The organism is Nakamurella alba (assembly GCF_009707545.1).
Lineage (GTDB): Bacteria > Actinomycetota > Actinomycetes > Mycobacteriales > Nakamurellaceae > Nakamurella > Nakamurella alba.
This window is the reverse complement of the sequence record NZ_WLYK01000009.1, coordinates 16,575-33,844: the sequence shown is the minus strand read 5'-3', so window position 1 is coordinate 33,844 and position 17,270 is coordinate 16,575. Positions and strand designations below refer to the sequence as shown.

Sequence of the window (17,270 nt, the reverse complement as noted above, 5' to 3'; positions counted from 1 at the left end):
GGGTCGCAGGGGGAGTGGGCATGCCGGAACAGGTCGCCGATCTGGCGGTGATCGGGCTCGGGACCTTCGGGTCGATGGCCGCCTGGCGGGCGACCCGGCGGAGCGGCGTACGGGTGGTCGGCCTGGACACCTACGTCGGTGCACACTCCCACGGCTCGTACGCGGGGGAGTCGCGGCTGTACCGCTCCTTGTACCACGAAGGCTCGAGATACGTTCCGCTGCTGCAGGAGTCGGACCGGCTGTGGGGTGAGCTCGAGGCGCTGACCGGCGCCGGGCTGCTGCTGCGCACCGGGGTGCTCACGGTGAGTCCGCCGGACCGGCCGGAGCTCGCCGGGGTGTTCGCCTCGGCGGCGGGGTTCGGCCTCCCGCACGAGGTGCTGGACACGGCGGAGCTGGCCCGGCGCTTCCCGCAGCACCGGCTGTCCGGCGGCGAGATCGGCGTGCTCGACCCGCGCGGCGGGGTGCTGCGGTCGGAGGCCGCCGTGCACGCGGCGCAGACTGCTGCCCGGGCAGCCGGCGCCCGGCTTCACGGCGGGAACGGCGTGACCGCCGTTGATCTCACCACCGACCCGGTCACCGTCCACACCAGGTCCGGGACGGTCCGCGCCGGGAAGGTGGTGGTCGCCACCGGATCGACACGGCAGCCCCTGGTACCGGTCCCCGGCCTGCCGCCGCTGGTCCGGCGCCGGTTGCTGCTCACCTGGTTCCTGGCCGACCGCCCCGCGGACTTTGCGCCGTCGGTGTTCCCGGCCTTCCTGCGCGATCACGGCCCGGTGCACCTGTTCGGGGCGCCCACCCTGGACGGTGCGACCGTCAAGGTGGCCACCACCGACGTCTGGGGCGACGTCCCAGTCGATCAGGACCTGCCCGGCGCGCCGTCCCGCCGGCAGCTCTCCGCCTTCGGTGCCACGGTGGCCGGCCTGCTGCCGGGCCTGGGACCGGAGCCGGTCCGGGTCTCGGTGCACCAGGACGTCTACACCCCGGATCGGACACCACTGGTGGTCTCCGGCCCGGACCCGAGAGCGGTCGTGGTGACCGGGTTCTCGGGACACGGGTTCAAGATGGCGCCCGCGGTCGGCGAACTCGCCGTCGCGCTGGCGCTCGGAGAGCGGACGGACAGCCCGTTCGCCGTTGGCGGCCGGCCCACCGGCACGCGGATCGAGGAAGGCGTCGCATGACGGTCAGGATCGGGGTCGACACGGGCGGGACGTTCACCGACGTCTGCCTCTTCGACGAGAGCACCGGGCGGGTCACCGTCGTCAAGGTGTCCAGCACGCCGGCCGACCCGGGAGTGGCGGTGCTGCAGGGGGTCCGGAGCGTGCTGCAGGCCTGGTCCGGCGACGAGGACCTCACGGCCATCTCCTACCTCGCCCATGGCACGACCGTGGCGACCAACGCCCTGCTGCAGCATCGTGGCGCCACCCTGGGCCTGATCACCACCGCCGGCCTGCGCGATCTGCTCGAACTCGGCCGGCAGCGCCGGCCGCGGCTCTACGACCTGGCCGCCCGCAAGCCCTCCGACCTGGTCCCGCGGGAGCTGCGGCTGGAGGTGCAGGAGCGACTGGACCACACCGGCGCCGTCCGGATCCCGCTCGACGAGGCCGACATCCGTTCCCAGGTCCAGCATCTCAAAGACGCAGGCGTCGGCGCGGTGGCGATCTGCCTGCTGTACAGCTATCTCGACCCGGCCCACGAGCAGGCGATCGCCGGCGTGGTGCGGGAGATGCTGCCGGACGCCTTCCTGTCCGTCTCGCACGAGGTGCTGCCCGAGTTCCGCGAGTTCGAGCGGCTGTCCACCACCGCCGTCAACGCCTTCGTCGGCCCGGTCATGCACGGCTACCTGTCCCGGCTGCGCACCGGGCTGGCCGCGGCCGGGCTGCGGGTCGGCCCGAAGGTGACCCAGAGCAACGGCGGCGTCATCTCGTTCGAGCAGGCCGCGGAACTGCCGGTGCGCACGGTGCTCTCGGGACCCAGCACCGGGGTCGTCGGTGCCGCGCACCTGTCGTCGGTGTCCGGCCACGACGACATCATCACCTTCGACATGGGCGGAACCTCCACCGACATCGCGCTGGTGCGGGACGCCCGTCCGGTGGTGTCGGCGGGCACCACCATCGAGGACCGGCCGATCCGGACGCCGATGCTCGACATCAGCACCGTCGGCGCCGGCGGCGGTTCCATCGCCTGGATCGACGACGCCGGTCACCTGAAGGTCGGGCCGCAGTCGGCCGGGGCGGACCCCGGGCCCGCCTGCTACGCGCTGGGCTCGGGCGAGGCGACGGTGACCGACGCGAACGTGGTGCTGGGCGTGCTGCACCAGCGGGCGCTGCTGGGCGGCCGGATGTCCATCGACCCGGAGCTGTCGGTCAAGGCCGTCGCCCGGCTGGCCGACCGGTTGGGGCTCGGCGTGGAGCAGACCGCCCAGGGCATCATCAGCGTGGTCACCGCCAACATGGCCCGGGCCATCCGCCGGATCTCGGTGCAGCGTGGCTACAACCCGGCGGACTACACCCTGGTCGCCTTCGGCGGCGCCGGGCCGTTGCACGCCGCGAGACTGGCCGCCGAACTGGGCATGTCGCAGATCCTGCTGCCGCCCACCCCCGGGGCGATGTCGGCGATGGGCATGCTGATGACCGATGTGCGCTGCGACTTCACCCGGACCCGCCGGCTGGTGCTGGACGCGGCCGCCGTGCCGGTGGCCGCAGCACTCGGCCGGGAGCTGACCGGGCAGGCACACGCCTGGTTCGACCGGGAGGGGGTGCACGATGACCAGCGGTCCACCGAACTCGCGGTGGACGTGCGGTATCTCGGTCAGAACTACGAGATCAGGGTCCCGGTGGCGGATGTCGATGACGACGAGGCCGGATGGCTGTGGTCCACCACCACTGCCTTCGAGGCGGCGCACCAGCGGCGCTACGGCTACGTCAACGCCGGGGCGCCGATCGAGCTGGTGACCTTCCGGGTCGCCGCTGCCCAGGCGGTGCCGCGGGTCGAGCCGGCCCGGGTGGAGGTGACCGGCGGTGACCCGTCGGCGGCGGTGATCGGGATGCGCGAGGTCCACTTCCCCGAGGCCGGTGGCCGGGTGCCCACCGCGGTGTACGACCGCGCCGCCCTGCGGGCCGGCGACGTCGTCATCGGCCCGGCCGTCATCGAGCAGTACGACGCCACCACCGTGCTGCTGCCCGGGCAGGAGGCGGAGGTCGATGCCCACCTGGCGATCATCTGCCGACCGGCCTCGGCCGGCACCGTGCCCGACCGATCCATCGAGTCCGCCGCCGTGCTGACAGGAGTGCAGTCATGACCGACACCACTGTTGCCGCACCGGATCCGATCACCACGGAGGTGATCGGGGCAGCGCTGGCCTCGATCTGCGAGGAGATGGGGGAGGCGCTGGTCAAGGCGTCGTTCTCGCCCAACATCAAGGAACGCCGGGACTGCACCACCTCGCTGTTCGACCCGCAGGGGCGGTCGCTGGCGCAGGCCGAGCACATCCCGCTGCACCTGGGATCGCTGATGGGCATCGTCGACGCGATCCGGCAGCGGTACCCGTTGGACGACATCCGGGAGGGCGACTCCTTCGTCGGCAACGACCCGCACACCGGTGGCGGCACCCACCTGCCCGACATCGTGGTGGCCACACCGGTCTTCGTCGACGGGGAACTGGTGGCCTGGGCGACCAACCTGGCGCACCACGCCGACTACGCGGACCGCGGGCACGCCACGATCTTCCAGGAGGGCATCCGCATCCCGGCCGTGCGGTTCGCCACCGCCGACGGCTACATCGACGACGTGCTGCACCTCATCCTGACCAACATGCAGGTCCCGACCGAGCGCCTCGCCGACTTCAGCGCCCAGCTCGCCGCGAACCGGCTGGGCGTGCGGCGGTACGCCGAGATCTGCCGTCGTTACGGCACCGGCGTGGTCGCGGCGGCCGGCAGTGCGCTGATGGACTACTCGGAGCGGATGGTGCGGATCGGCATCAGCCGGATCCCGGACGGCGTCTACCCGTTCCGCGACACCTTCGACAGCGACGAGCTGGACGAGGCCCTCGACGTCGGTGTGGAGATCACCGTGGCGGGCGACACGGTCCGCCTGGTGTTCGACGGGCCGGACCAGCACCGGTCCAGCATCAACATGGTGCGCACCGCGTTGCTGGCGACCGTGTACTACGCGATGAAAAGTCTGGTGGGGCCGGACATCCCGGCGAATGCGGGGCTCTACCGGCCGATCGAGGTGCAGGCCAGGTCCGGCTCGGTGTTCAGCTGCGTGGCGCCGGCGGCGGTGAACGGCCGGACCCAGCTCTGTCAGCGGGTGGTCGACCTGGTGCACGGGGCGCTGGCGCCGGCCGTCCCGGAGCAGGTACTGGCCGCGAGCTACGGATCGGTGCCCGCGGTGCAGTTCTCCGGGACCGACCCGCGGACCGGGCAGTTCTACGTGTACCTGGAGACCATCGGCGGCGGCTACGGCGGCGGCTCCTGCCAGGACGGGCTGGACGGGGTGCAGGCGCACATCACCAACACCTCCAACCTGCCGATCGAGTGCCTGGAGTCCGAGTACCCGATCACCGTGGAACGGTACGAGCTGGTCGACGGCTCGGCCGGTTCCGGCACCTTCCGCGGCGGCATGGGCATCCGCCGGCAATTGCGGATCGAGCACGACGACTGCCTCTGCGACGTCAGTGTGAGCCGGGTGGCCAGCCGGCCGTGGGGCCTGTTCGGCGGCCGGCCGGGTGCCGCGCTGGCGGTGACCCGCAACGGGTCCGAGCCGGTGACCCGGACTGTGACCACCTTGAACAGGGGTGACGTGATCACCGTCGACACGGCGGGTGGCGGCGGCTACGGCGACCCGGCGCTGCGGTCCGCCGAGGACGTGGGTCGTGAGGTGCTGCAGGGCCGGCTGACCGCCGAGGCCGCGGCGGCCGACTACGGCTGGCCCGGGCCGTGAGAGCGCCTGCCCGGTGAAGCGGGGACTTGCGGAGAGCAGCCTCGATCTCGATGCTGTCGCGGTACCGGTGGGCAGCGGGCCCGCCGCGGCACCGACGGCGGGGGGCTTCGTGGATCCGGAGGGGGCGATCGCCGATCGCCGGATGAGCTACCTGGTAGCCCTGGTCGAGCAGCAGAGCTTCGCCCGGGCGGCTGCGTACTGCGGGGTCACCCAGTCCGCGTTGAGCCAGCAGATCACCAAGCTGGAGCGCGATCTCGGGGTGACCCTGCTGGACCGGTCGTTGCGGCCGTTCGCGCTGACCCCGGTCGGGCAGGAGATCTACACCCGGGCGCTGGCGATCCTGCAGCACTACCGGGAGATCCAGCAGGCGGCCCGGCAGTCGGTGGCCGGCCGGATCGGCCGGGTGCGGGCCGGGATCGTGCCGACCCTGCTGTACCTGGGTGAGGTGCCGGAGGCGCTCTACCGGGTGCGGGCGCAGCTGCCGGACGTACAGGTCGACCTGACCCGGATGGACAACGTGGTGGCCGTCAACCGGCTCACCGACCAGCAGCTGGACGTCGTCTTCACCTTCTCCGGGGTGGACGCCCCTGGCATCCAGGGTGCGCTGCTGCACGAGGAGCGGCTGGTGGTGGCGCTGCCGAAGGACCACCGGCTGGCCTCCCGGACGTCGCTGTCCCTGCTGGACCTGCGGGCGGAGAGTTTCATCTCGTTCCCGCGCGAGGCCTACGCCGGGGGCCAGGACGACCTGGTGCACGCGGCGCGCGAGCTCGGCTTCTCGCCGGAGATCCGGACCGTGCACGCCACCTACATCGAGCACGCGGGGTTCGTGGCGGCGGGGTACGGCATCGCCCTGGTGCCGCAGTCGATGGCCACGACGCATCTCGGCGGGGTGGTCACCGTGCCGCTCGACGGTTCCGGGCTGCGGGTGCGGACCTGGATGTACTGGCGCACCGACCATGTCGACCCGGCCCTGCAGAACTTCGTGGCGGCGATGTCCGAGCAGCTCGGGATCGACCGTCGGACAGGAGATGTCGCATGAGTGCACGACCGACGGTGTTGGTGACCGGGGCGTCCGGCGCGATCGGCGGCGCGGTGTGCCGGGCGCTGGCCGGCACGCACGACGTGCTGGCCGGCGGCCGCGACCCCGGCAGGTTGGCGGACCTGGCCACCGTGCCAGGCATCACCGCCTGGCCGGTGGACCTGACCGATCCCGCTGATCTCGAGCGGGCGGCGGCGGACCTGCCGCCGCTGGACGCGGTTGTGCACTCGGCCGGTGCCTACCCACGCGGAGCGGTGCCGACCATGGGACCCGAGGAGTGGCGGGAGTCGTTCCAGCTCAACGTCTTCGCGCCGGTGCGGATCACCCAGCTGGCGCTGCCGGGGCTGCGGGAGCGGGGCGGCACCGTGGTGTTCGTCAACTCCGGCGCCGGGCTCTTCGCCTACCCGACCGGCAGCCTCTACTCCGCGACGAAGTACGCGCTGAAGGCCTTCGCCGACACCCTGCGTCTGGAGGAGGAGCCGCACGGCCTCCGGGTCACCAGCGTCTACCCCGGCCGCACCGACAGCGCGCTGCTCGAGGCCTCCGTCGAGCAGCACGAGGGTGGCCACTACGACCCCGCCCTGCTGCTCCGCCCGGACGAGGTGGCTGCCGTCATCCGCGACGCCATCGTCCTCCGCAACGGCGCCTCGGTCGACGACATCCGCATCCGCCCGACCGGCCGGGATCCGGTGCGCTGACCGAGGATTCGGAGTGGCTGACCGCTCAGGGCGGGCTGGCGACCTACTGCAGTCCTTCAATGAATCGCCGAACCCGTAGGAGCAGCTTCTGTGCAGCATCACTAGTCCGATATAATCCCCCTTCGAGTACCAGGCGCAGCCACGTTTGCTTCGTTCCGCCAACTTCAGGGTGGAAACGTTCCAGTTCGCCGACTTCGAGCACAAAAAGGCCGCACTTGTAGCATTCCGTGAGAATCTTGTCGAAAGCAATCGTCGGGTCACCGGAATCCACGCCACTTCGACCGCGCTTCTTGATGAGCTTCCAACCCGTTTCGACCCTGACTGCTTCTCGAATCGAACGAAGTTCGCTTGCTGTGAGAGTCTCATTCCCATCAACGCCGAGAATCTTTTGTAGGTTCTCGCGGGCCTCTGTCCGAGATGGCCACCGTTTCAGACTCGATATCGAGGCTTCCAAGACATTGAACTGCGCTTCTATGACGGTCCACTCTCCGCCCATTGCTTCATAAATTGATCGAAACTTTGCCGAGTCGGCCAATAGATCGACGTCGGCTATCACTGCCACCGGAACCGATGCGGCATGCAAGGCGCTGAAGGAGCGTTCTAGACGGTCCTTGCCCGAGGAATGCGTGAAAAGAAGATCGGAAGCTGCCAGTTCCTTGGTTTCTTCTACGTGCTGAAGTACGGCCGAGTAGTAGGTGCAGTCCATTTCCGCTTCACATAGCACGACTCCCTTGTAGAAGATTCCGTCCAGAATCTTCGAAAAGCGAAGCAATGGATCGGAATACATGTCTTTGATGGTCGAAGGCGTTACTTGGGCGATCCGATTCTTCTCATGGCTCGGCCTTGTGATGCGCGCGAGAGTGACCTCCGACTCTGTCTTTGCGCCGTCAAGTACCCCTCGTACAAGATCATCGCTGTGTGTGCTTGCGATTACTTGAGTCTTTGTCTCACGTGCCAATTGAACCATCAAGGTGCCCAAGAGTCGCGCTTGGGGAGGATGAAGGAATGCCTCGGGCTCATCGAACAGTAGGATTGTGCGTCGATCAGTAGAGAGTGTGGCGACAGTTCCCATAAAAGCCTGCATGCCAGCACCTTGCTCATTGAAGAGCGGTAGGGCCATCAGTTCTGCCATATAGGGAGATCGATCACCGATACGAGGCTCGGGGGTCTCGACCCGTCCGACATGCAGATGCACATTCGGGCCAGCGTGGCGATTGACCACGATGTTCTCTCCGAAGGCTGTGTGCATATGGCCATTCATCTTCTCCTCGAGGTCGCGGTCGGCCCAAAGAAAGTCGAGAGGAGCCTGGGGTGCCTGGTTGTTCATCAGATCTGGAGCTTGTCGACTTGAGAGGCCAGCTCCGCGGCCTTCGGGCCCGATGATGGCGATCAGAGATGAGCTAATATTTGGACCAAACCGATTCGTCATGTTTGATGCTTGATCAATCACGGACTCTTGTAGTGGTGTGCCGTTCTGAACGACGTAGGTCGTTTCTTGGTAGAAAGTGTTACGATATGTTCCGGGAGGATAGATCTCGGAGCGTTCCGCAAAGAATTCTCGCAGATCCTCTTTTGATGGCATCTCGACTTCAAGAGAATCCACAATGGGGTGGTCAGGCCCCTGCTGTCCCTCTATTCTCTGCATCTCGTGCAAAATGCCGTAGAGCAATGCAGACTTTCCGGCGTTGTTGGGTCCAACAATCAAGGTCACATTCCTGCTGGTGGCCACCTTTTGCCCGGGGGTGGTCAGATGGATCTCTCTTATTCGTGGCTGCATCTCAGGAACCATACGCTGTTTTACGTTGGTGTGGTGGTGATCAGCTCAGAATGACGGTTCGAAGAACTGTCGGGGTCGATCACATGCTGTATGACCAGTAGCCGCACTCCGGGATCAGGTTTCACCGCCCAGCATCACCACCGCATACCCGGCGTAGGCCCGGGCGACGGTGCCGGCGTCGGCCGGGCCGTTGTGCGAGAACCACTGGGGGAGCGAGGTGCACATGGTGGAGATCGCCCGCCCCGCCACCCGGGTCGGCCAGACCGGACGGAGTTCCCCGGCGGCGACGCCCATGTCGATCTGCGCGTCGAGGCGGTGCTGCACGGCGTCCCGGCGGGCAGTGATCCGGGCCCGGTGCGGCGGGATCAGGGAGCGCATCTCGCTGGCCCCGAGGAAGGCGAGGTCGCGGCGGTGCAGGTGATACAGCGCGAGCGCCTCGACCAGCAGCCCCATCCGGGCGGCCCCCGGCTCCGCCTCGGCCGCGGCGGCAGCCATCCGACCGTCGATCTCGTCCATGGTGAGGTCCAGTGCGGCCACCAGCAGCGACTGCTTGTTGGGGTGCCGGTCGTAGATCGCGGCGGCGCTCATCCCGGCGGCCGCGGCGATGCCGCGCAAGGTCGCGGCGTGGTAGCCGGTGCGCACGAACTCGGCGATCGCCGAGGCCAACGGCTCCCGGATGTCCAGCGGCCGGAACACCCGCCAGTCGGCCGGCTCCGCAGGATTGTCCGCCGGGTAAACCGGCACCGGCGCCACCAGCAGTTCGCCCACCGGCACGCCCAGCGCGGCCGCGAGCGCCCGCAGCCGCACCGTGGACACCGCGACCTTGCCGTTCTCCAGATGACTCAGTGTCGCCGGGCTGACCCCGATCGCCGCGGCCAGTGCCCGCAGGCCCAGCCCGTGCCGCTCCCGTGCAGACCGCACGGCGGCACCCACGACCGGATCCCCAGAATGTTCAGTCACGCTGAATACCCTAGGCCGACTCGCGCTTGTGCACTCCGGCAATCTCCCGCATGCTCGCACCGGGCGGCGAACGGATGTTTGCCACAGCGAGAGGAAGCGTGTGACGGCATCGCAGCCGATGGGCTCACCGGACCCGGCCGTGATCGGCCCTGCCCTCGCGGCGGCCGCCGGCGACGACAGGTGGACCGACGTCACCGCCACGCTGATCGCCGGCGGCAAGTCCAACCTGACCTTCCGGCTCACCTCACCCGCCGGGTCCGCCGTCCTGCGCCGCCCGCCCACCGGGACCCTGCTGCCGAAGGCGCACGACATGGGCCGCGAGGTGCGGGTCCAGCAGGCACTGGCGCCCACGCCGGTCCCGGTCGCGCGGATCCCGCTCGCGGACGATGGCGGTCTGCTCGGGGTGCCCTGCTACGTCATGGAACTCGTCGACGGCCAGATCATCCGCGACACCCTGCCCGACGGCTTCGCCGACGCGGGGTCAGACCGGGCCGCGATCGCCCACGCCCTGGTGGACACCCTCGCCGACCTGCACACCGTCGACCACACTGCCGTCGGGCTGGACGGTTTCGGCCGGGCCGGTGGCTACATCGAGCGGCAGGTGGCCCGCTGGTCGGACCAGTGGGCACGCAGCAGCGACCATCCGGTCCCGGACCTGGACGAGCTGGCCCGCCGGCTGCGCGCCGATGTCCCACCGGACGGCGGGGTGGCCGTCGTGCACGGGGACTACCGGCTGGACAACTGCGTGCTGGACGCCACCGACCCGGGCACCGTGCGCGCCGTGCTCGACTGGGAGCTGGCCACCATCGGTGATCCGCTGGCCGACATCGGTGCCCTGCTGTTCTTCTGGCGGGAGATGGGGGAGAGCTTCCCGGTGCTGATCCCGGGCGTCAGCAACCTGCCCGGCTTCCCGACCCGCGCGGACCTGGCACAGCGGTACGCGGAGCGGTCCGGGCTGGACCTGTCGCGGATCGCCTACTACGAGGCGTTCGCCGCCTTCCGGTTCGCGGTGATCACCCAGGGCGTCGCCCGCCGGGCGGCCGACGGTGCGATGGCCGGGCAGCAGTTCGGCGACGTCGCCGACGACCTGGCGATGATGGCCGCCTACGGTCTCGAGCGCATTCCCGCACAGTCACGACAAGGACGGTAGAGCAATGGATTTCACCCCGAGTGACCGCACGGTGCAGGTCTGCGGCGAGATGTGGGACTTCATGCGGGAGCAGGTGTTCCCGGCCGAGCCGGCCTACCACCGCTGGCTCGCGGAGAACGATCCGCACGGCCTGCCGCCGGTCATCGACGAGCTCAAGGCGGAAGCCCGCCGCCGCGGTCTGTGGAACCTGTTCCTGCCGTCGGTGTCCGGGATGAGCAACCTGGAATACGCGTCGGTGGCGGAGATCTCGGGCTGGTCGCCGGTCATCGCCCCGGAGGCGATCAACTGCCAGGCGCCGGACACCGGCAACATGGAGACGCTGCAGCTGTTCGCCACCCCGGAGCAGAGCCGGCAGTGGCTCGCGCCGCTGCTGGACGGCCGGATCCGGTCGGCGTTCGCGATGTCCGAGCCTGCGGTGGCCAGCTCCGACGCGACCAACATCGAGACCTCGATCGTCCGCGACGGTGACGACTACGTCATCAACGGCCGCAAGTGGTGGATCACCGGGGCGGCCGACGACCGGTGCGAGATCTTCATCGTGATGGGCAAGACCGACCCGTCGGCGGAGACGCACCGGCAGCAGTCGATGGTGCTGGTGCCGCGGGACACCCCGGGGTTCACCATCTCCCGGCACCTGCCGGTGTTCGGCTACCAGGACCAGCACGGGCACTCGGAGATCGTGCTGGAGGACGTGCGGGTGCCGGCCACCAACCTGCTCGGAGCGGAGGGCGACGGGTTCCGGATCGCCCAGGCGCGGCTCGGGCCGGGACGCATCCATCACGCGATGCGTGCGATCGGCATGGCCGAGCGTGCGCTGGCGCTGATGGTGGACCGGGCGAAGAACCGGGTGGCGTTCGGTCAGCCGCTCGCCGACCAGGGTGTCGTGCGTGAGCTGATCGCCAACTCCCGGATCGAGATCGACCAGGTCCGGCTGCTGGTGCAGCACACCGCCTGGCTGATCGACCACCACGGCGCCAAGGGTGCGCGCACCGAGATCGCGGCGATCAAGGTCGCCGCCCCGCAAGTCGCCACCGCGGTGATCGACCGGGCGATCGAGGTGTTCGGCGCGGCCGGGGTCTCCGACGACACCCCGCTGGCCTACTTCTACGCCTGGGCCCGGGTGCTGCGGATCGTCGACGGCCCGGACGCCGTGCACCGTCGGTCGATCGCCCGCGACGAGCTGCGCCGCACCCCGCCCTACGTCGGCTGAGGCTCAGCCCAAGGACCGCAGCAGCTCCACCTGCGCCTGTGCCATGGCGACCAGCGCATCCGGGTCGACGGACTCGTCCGGGGCGTGCGCCCGGGTGCGGTCGTCCTGCACCCCGGTGACCAGTACGGCGGCGTCCGGCAGGGCCGCGCTCACGGCCGCGACGAACGGGATCCCGCCGCCCACACCGACGTCCACCGTCGCCGACCCGAACGCCCCGGTCAGCGCCGTTCGGGCGAGATCGGCCACCGGGCCGGCCTTCCCACGCCACCCGCGTCCGGCCTGCAGCAGCTCCACCTCCAGCTGCACACCCCACGGCGCGTGCTGCTCCAGGTGCGCCCGGACCGCCTCGAACGCGGACACCGGATCGTCCTCCGGCGCCAACCGGAAGCCGACCGTGGCCCGCGCCGACGGGTGCAGCACGTTCGCCGCACCGGCGGTCGGCGGCGCGTCCAGCCCGAGCACCGACACCGACGGCGCGTCGAACAGCCGCTGCCCCAGCGGTCCCGCCCCGATCAGCTCCACCCCCTCGAGCACCCCGGCGCCCTTGCGGACCCCGGCCTCGGTCGGCGCCACCGACGCCGACGGCCCGGTCCCCGGGTGCAGCCCGGCCACCGCCGGCGACCCGCCCGGCGTCACCAGCGAGTCCAGCAGCCGGACCAGGGCGGTCAGCGCGTCCGGGACCGCACCGCCGAAGATGCCCGAGTGCACCGCTGCCGACATCGTGCGGACCGACACCCCGACCGACAGCAGACCGCGCAGCGACACGGTGAGCGAGGGGACCATGGGCGCCGGGTTCACCGAGTCCGGCGCCAGCACCAGGTCGGCGCGCAGGGTCTTGGCGTGCTCGTCCAGCAGTGACTGCAGGGTCGGGGACCCGATCTCCTCCTCGCCCTCGATCAGCACCGCGATCCCGACCGGCGGGTGCTCACCGAGCTCCCGCAGCGTCTCGAGATGGACCACCACGCCGCCCTTGTCGTCCGCACTGCCGCGGCCGTACAGCCGGCCGTCCCGCTCGGTGAGCTCGAACGGCTCGCTGCCCCACTCGTCGCGTCGGCCGACCGGCTGCACGTCGTGGTGCGCGTACAGCAGCACCGTCGGCGCACCGGCCGGGCCCTCCCGGCGGCCGATCACCGCCGGTGCACCTCCGCCGGCGGTCACCACCTCGACCGGCACCCCGACCGCCCGGAAGGCCTCGGCCACCTGCTGTGCGGACCGCAGCACGTCCGCGCCGTGCTCCGGCTCGATGCCGATCGACGGCACCGCCACCATCCGTGCGAGTTCGTCCACCATGCGTTCCCGGTCCACAGTCATGCCCGCGACGGTAGTCCGCACCCGCCGGATAGCGTGAGGTGAGCACCCCCCCGACAGGAGACCCATGGCGCACCGGATCCTCGACAGCATCTCGTCGTTCGAGATCGAGGCGCCGTACGGGACCACCTACCACATCAGCACTCTCGATCCCGTGGAGCACGATAGGCCGCTGCCGGTGGTGCTGGTGCTGGACGCCGACCTGTACTTCGGCATCGCCGCGCAGACCTACGGCTACCTGCAGCCGTTCGCCGAGGTGCGCACCGCGCTGGTCGTCGGCATCGGCTACGGCACGACCGTCGGCGAGACGATCGGACTGCGCACCCAGGACCTCACCCCGCCGGTGTCCACCGGCCACCCGGTCACCGCCCAGGTCGCCGCCTACGCCGGGGCGGGGGAGGCCGACCGGTTCCTGGACCTGCTCACCGGGCCGGTGCTCGACGCGCTGGCGGAGCGGTACCCCACGATCGACCGCGACGACGTCACCCTGATCGGCCACTCCCTCGGCGGTCTGCTCGTCGGCCACGCCCTGCTCACCCGGCCGGGAGCGTTCCGTGGCTACTGCCTGCTCAGCCCGTCGGTCTGGTGGGACGACTCGGCGCTGCTGTCCGCGGTGCCGGCATCGTGGGACGGCGTGCAGCCGCAGGTGTTCGTCTCGGTCGGCGGCCAGGAGCAGGACCTGCCCGACGAGGTACCGGCCGGGCGACCGGAGATGACCCTGGACCAGGTCCACCAGTGGATCTCCGCGCTCCGGATGGTCGACGGCGCCGCGGATCTCGTCGCCCGCCTGCGCGCCGCCGGACTGCCGGTGGAGCACCGGGTGTTCGACGGCGAGTCGCACAGCTCGGTGGTGCCACCGGCGATCACCCGCAGCCTGCTGACGATGCTCAGCCCCCTCAGCCCCCTCAGCCCCCGGTCCCGACCGAGCTGAGCACCTGCCGGAGCCGCTCCGCCTCCCCGGCCGACCAGCCGTCCGGCGGCACCACGGCGCCGAAGGCGTCCACCAGCTCGAGGGCGTAGTGATGGCCGTACCCGTCGGGCATCGCGCTGGAGAACACCATGTCGGTGGTGACCTGCCAGAAGGTGACCAGCGGGATCCAGGTCATGGTGGTGGAGCGGCCCTCCTGCGGGGTCTCGTCCAACCAGTCCGGCCGGTTGAAGAGCAGGTCGCCGGACCACCAGACGACCGGGTCGTTGACGTGCTGCAGGTAGACCACCTTCGGCGTCGCCTCGGCCGGGATGTCGCCCTGCGCCGCGGAGAAGCAGACCACCGCGCAGTCGTCGAGCACCGGGACCTGTTCCGGCGAACCGGGATCGCGGTCCGCGGTGGCCCGTTCCCAGAGCGGGGTGAACGACGGGGTGCCGGCCCAGACCGATCCGTCCGACTCCGCGGTGACGTCGGCCAGACCGTCGAACGCGCCCTGGCTGCCGAAGGACCCGAGGCTCTCGCCCATGGTGATGAGCCGGGGCCGGTCGTCGACGGGCAGCGTCTGCCAGACCGCGTGCACCGCGTCGAAGAGGATCCGGCCGGCCTGCGGCGGCGTGGCGGTGTCCACCACGAAGGCCACCGGGCTGGGCATCGTCGAGTACTGCATGCCGGCGATCGCGGTGTCCCCGCCCCACATGTACTCCAGTGCGGCGGCGGCCACCTGGTTGATCCAGCCCCGCCCGGTGCTGGTCGCCACCACCAGGACCGACCGGTCGAAGCCGCCGGTGCGCTGCAGCTCGCGGACCACCAGATCGGCTTGCTGCTGCAGCCCGTCGGCCGATTCCAGACCGGCGTACACCCGGACCGGCGCCAGTGCGGGGGCGCCGGTGAAGGCCGAGATGTCAGCCGTGGACGGGCCTGTCGCGACGAAACTGCGACCCTCCCGACCCAGGTCGTCCCAGGAGACCAGGCTGGCCGGTGATCCCGAGCGGTCCGGGTCGGTCGGCTGCTGCACCCCGTCCGCGGTGCCCTGGTCGGTGAGCGAGAACGAGTTGTTCGCCGCCCGCAGCAGCGCCGGGCCGAGGGTGTCGGTCAGCAGCAGCACCACCGCCACCGTGACGAGCACCGCGGCCACCGCCTTGGCGATCGGCACCGGGATCCACCGGCCGCCGAACCGGCCGAGGGCCCGCGCCGACCAGCGCAGGAAACGGGCCAGGGCGAGCAGGATCCGGGCCAGCACGAAGGCGATGAGCAGCACCAGGGCGTAGTAGTTGGGGTCGTCGGTGTCGGCGCGGACCAGCTCCCGCACCTGCAGCTGCCACCGGGCGCCGAGGACTCCGAACAGCGGGATCAGCACGATCGCCAGTCCGAGCAGGACCCGGTTCGCGATCACCCGGTGCCGGGCGTGGTGCAGCCCCCGGAATCCCAGCCGCCGCACCAGGGCGCCGAGGAAGGTGCCGACGGCGTATCCGAGCACCGTGCAGATCCCGCTCGCCACGCCCTGCAGGTACCACTCCCGCGGCAGCAGCGACGGCGTCATCGAGAAGCAGAAGAAGGTGAGTGCACCGGCCACCCCGCCGACGCTGAGCTCGCGCCAGAACCGGCCGGCGTGGGCCCGGAGCAGCACGAGCAGCTGCCCCGGGATCCCCATGCCCGAGAGGCTAAATCATGCGGTCGTCAGGCCGTGGCGAGCGAGGCCTGCAGCGCCGCGTCGGCGTCCTTGAGCACGGTGGCGGCGATCTCCAGCCCCTCGATCCGGCCCAGCGAGACGTCCTCGTGCTCGATGTTGACCAGCATCTCCGGGTCGACCTCGTGCAGCGCCCGCAGGAACTCGGTCCAGTAGGCGGTGTCGTGACCCCGGCCCAGGGCCACGAAGTCCCACGCGGAGTCCTTCGGCCACTCGTTGGCCCACTCGTCGCCACCGAGGTTCGTCCGCGGCTCGTCGGCGGACAGCCGGCGGAAGCGGTTGTCCAGCACCCCGTACAGCTGTGCGTGGGCGGTGTTCACCCGGATGTCCTTGGCCGCGGCGTGGAACACCAGCGGGCCGAGTTCGCGGACCACCGCGACCGGGTCCATCTGCTGCCAGAACAGGTGCGAGGCATCGAGTTCCACGCCGACGTGGGTGGCGCCGGTCAGCTCGACCAGCTTGCGCACGTCGGCGGTGTTGAACACCAGGTTCTGCGGGTGCAGCTCGAGGGCGACCTTCACGTCGTGGTCGGCGGCGAGCCGGTCGATCTCCTGCCAGAACGGCACGGCGACCGTCCACTGGTAGTCCAGCACGTCCAGTGCCGCGGAGTTCCACGCGTTGACGACCCAGTTGGTGACCGTCGCGCCGGGCTCCCCGCCGGGCAGGCCGGACATCGTGACCACCCGGTGCTGGCCGAGCCGCTCCGCCAGCCGGATCGACCGGCGGATGTCCTCGGCGTGCGCCCCGCCGATCTCCGGCTTCGGGTGCAGCGGGTTGCCGTTGCAGTTCAGCCCGGCGATCGAGACCCCGGTGCCCTCGAAGATCCCGAGGTAGTCGTCGCGCGCGGTGTCGCTCACCAGGATGTCGTCGAACGTCGGGATGTGCACCGGCGGCAGGAATCCGCCGGAGTTGATCTCGATGCCGGTGAGACCGAGAGCTGCGACGGCGTCGAGGGCCTCGGGCAGGGGACGGTCGTGCAGGATCGCGTTGTAGACGCCGAGCTTCATCGGGCAGCTGCCTTCTTGCGAGAGTTTTAGACCGGTTCAGAATTGAGCCTGTGGTCAAAGTAGGACCGCCCGGACCGGATGTCAACCGGCACCGTCCCGAGGCCCTGCGGAAGAATCTGCGCCGGAGCTGTCGATCCGGCCGCGCCTCGCTCGTCTCCTGGATGACCGCATGACCACCGAGTTGCTGGAGGAACCCGAGATGCCCAAGTACCTGCTGTCGATCGTCGAGGCCGAGGAACCGTACGCCGAGGGTGGCGGCGCCTCGTTCGACGAGATCATGGCCATGCACCACTCGTTCTCGCAGGCGGTGGCCGACGCCGGCGCCAGCATCGTGGGCGGGGAGGCGCTGCTGCCGGTGGCGACCGCGACCTTCTTCCGCGGCACCCGTACCGACGACGTCCGGACCGTCGACAACCCGCTGCCCGAGGCGAAGGAGATCCTCGGCGGCTACTACCTGATCGAGGCCGCCGACGAGTCGGTGGCGGCCGAGCTGGCGAAGGTCTGCCCTGCCCCCTTCGGCTACATCGAGATGCGGCCGATCTGGGACTTCTCCGAGCAGCAGTGA

Annotated in this window: 14 protein-coding genes; 9 read left to right on the top strand and 5 right to left on the bottom strand. The window is 70.2% G+C overall.

Going from position 1 to position 17,270, the window contains the following annotated elements:
* Positions 1-20 precede the first annotated feature (20 nt).
* The 5 genes from solA to GIS00_RS20215 are packed head-to-tail and all read left to right on the top strand — an operon-like array spanning position 21 to position 6,678.
* A complete protein-coding gene (gene solA, locus GIS00_RS20235) occupies positions 21-1,178 on the top strand; it encodes an N-methyl-L-tryptophan oxidase (RefSeq protein WP_154770290.1) in 1,158 nt (385 codons plus the stop codon).
* Positions 1,175-3,298 carry a hydantoinase/oxoprolinase family protein gene (locus tag GIS00_RS20230; RefSeq protein WP_154770289.1) on the top strand — a complete coding sequence of 708 codons (2,124 nt, stop codon included), beginning with the start codon at positions 1,175-1,177 and terminating at the stop codon, positions 3,296-3,298. The genes solA and GIS00_RS20230 overlap by 4 nt, the downstream gene beginning before the upstream one ends.
* A complete protein-coding gene (locus GIS00_RS20225; protein ID WP_154770288.1) occupies positions 3,295-4,941 on the top strand; it encodes a hydantoinase B/oxoprolinase family protein in 1,647 nt (548 codons plus the stop codon). Before GIS00_RS20230 ends, GIS00_RS20225 begins: the two co-directional genes overlap by 4 nt.
* 13 nt (positions 4,942-4,954) lie before the next feature.
* On the top strand, positions 4,955-5,980 hold the full coding sequence (locus GIS00_RS20220) for a LysR family transcriptional regulator (RefSeq protein WP_154770287.1): 1,026 nt from the start codon (positions 4,955-4,957) through the stop codon (positions 5,978-5,980).
* Entirely contained in the window at positions 5,977-6,678 is a 702-nt protein-coding gene (locus tag GIS00_RS20215; RefSeq protein WP_154770286.1) for an SDR family oxidoreductase, read from the top strand. Before GIS00_RS20220 ends, GIS00_RS20215 begins: the two co-directional genes overlap by 4 nt.
* Before the next feature lie 43 nt (positions 6,679-6,721).
* Here GIS00_RS20215 and GIS00_RS20210 read toward each other — a convergent pair whose 3' ends face one another.
* Both GIS00_RS20210 and GIS00_RS20205 read right to left on the bottom strand, forming a co-directional pair.
* Positions 6,722-8,455, bottom strand: coding sequence for an AAA family ATPase (locus GIS00_RS20210; protein WP_196073380.1), 1,734 nt, complete (start codon positions 8,453-8,455; stop codon positions 6,722-6,724).
* Between the two features lie 114 nt (positions 8,456-8,569).
* Complete coding sequence (locus tag GIS00_RS20205) at positions 8,570-9,415, bottom strand: TetR family transcriptional regulator (protein WP_322098204.1); 846 nt, start codon at positions 9,413-9,415, stop codon at positions 8,570-8,572.
* Between the two features lie 100 nt (positions 9,416-9,515).
* Between GIS00_RS20205 and GIS00_RS20200 the strand changes: the two genes are divergently transcribed.
* Positions 9,516-10,565, top strand: coding sequence for a phosphotransferase family protein (locus GIS00_RS20200; protein WP_322098203.1), 1,050 nt, complete (start codon positions 9,516-9,518; stop codon positions 10,563-10,565).
* A gap of 4 nt (positions 10,566-10,569) precedes the next feature.
* On the top strand, positions 10,570-11,775 hold the full coding sequence (locus tag GIS00_RS20195) for an acyl-CoA dehydrogenase family protein (RefSeq protein ID WP_154770283.1): 1,206 nt from the start codon (positions 10,570-10,572) through the stop codon (positions 11,773-11,775).
* A 3-nt stretch (positions 11,776-11,778) separates the two neighbouring features.
* Here GIS00_RS20195 and GIS00_RS20190 read toward each other — a convergent pair whose 3' ends face one another.
* Positions 11,779-13,152 carry a M20/M25/M40 family metallo-hydrolase gene (locus tag GIS00_RS20190; RefSeq protein ID WP_255455154.1) on the bottom strand — a complete coding sequence of 458 codons (1,374 nt, stop codon included), beginning with the start codon at positions 13,150-13,152 and terminating at the stop codon, positions 11,779-11,781.
* Between GIS00_RS20190 and GIS00_RS20185 the strand changes: the two genes are divergently transcribed.
* Positions 13,151-14,014 carry an alpha/beta hydrolase gene (locus GIS00_RS20185; protein ID WP_154770281.1) on the top strand — a complete coding sequence of 288 codons (864 nt, stop codon included), beginning with the start codon at positions 13,151-13,153 and terminating at the stop codon, positions 14,012-14,014. The two genes, GIS00_RS20190 and GIS00_RS20185, sit on opposite strands and share 2 nt — an antisense overlap.
* Here the strand turns inward: GIS00_RS20185 and GIS00_RS20180 are convergent.
* Positions 13,989-15,662 carry an alpha/beta hydrolase gene (locus GIS00_RS20180; RefSeq protein ID WP_154770280.1) on the bottom strand — a complete coding sequence of 558 codons (1,674 nt, stop codon included), beginning with the start codon at positions 15,660-15,662 and terminating at the stop codon, positions 13,989-13,991. The two genes, GIS00_RS20185 and GIS00_RS20180, sit on opposite strands and share 26 nt — an antisense overlap.
* Before the next feature lie 26 nt (positions 15,663-15,688).
* Entirely contained in the window at positions 15,689-16,705 is a 1,017-nt protein-coding gene (locus GIS00_RS20175; RefSeq protein ID WP_154770279.1) for a sugar phosphate isomerase/epimerase family protein, read from the bottom strand.
* Between the two features lie 169 nt (positions 16,706-16,874).
* On the opposite strand from GIS00_RS20175, the gene GIS00_RS20170 reads away from it, so the two are divergent.
* The gene (locus GIS00_RS20170) at positions 16,875-17,270 is read left to right on the top strand and encodes a YciI family protein (protein WP_154770278.1); all 396 of its coding nucleotides are present in this window, start codon (positions 16,875-16,877) and stop codon (positions 17,268-17,270) included.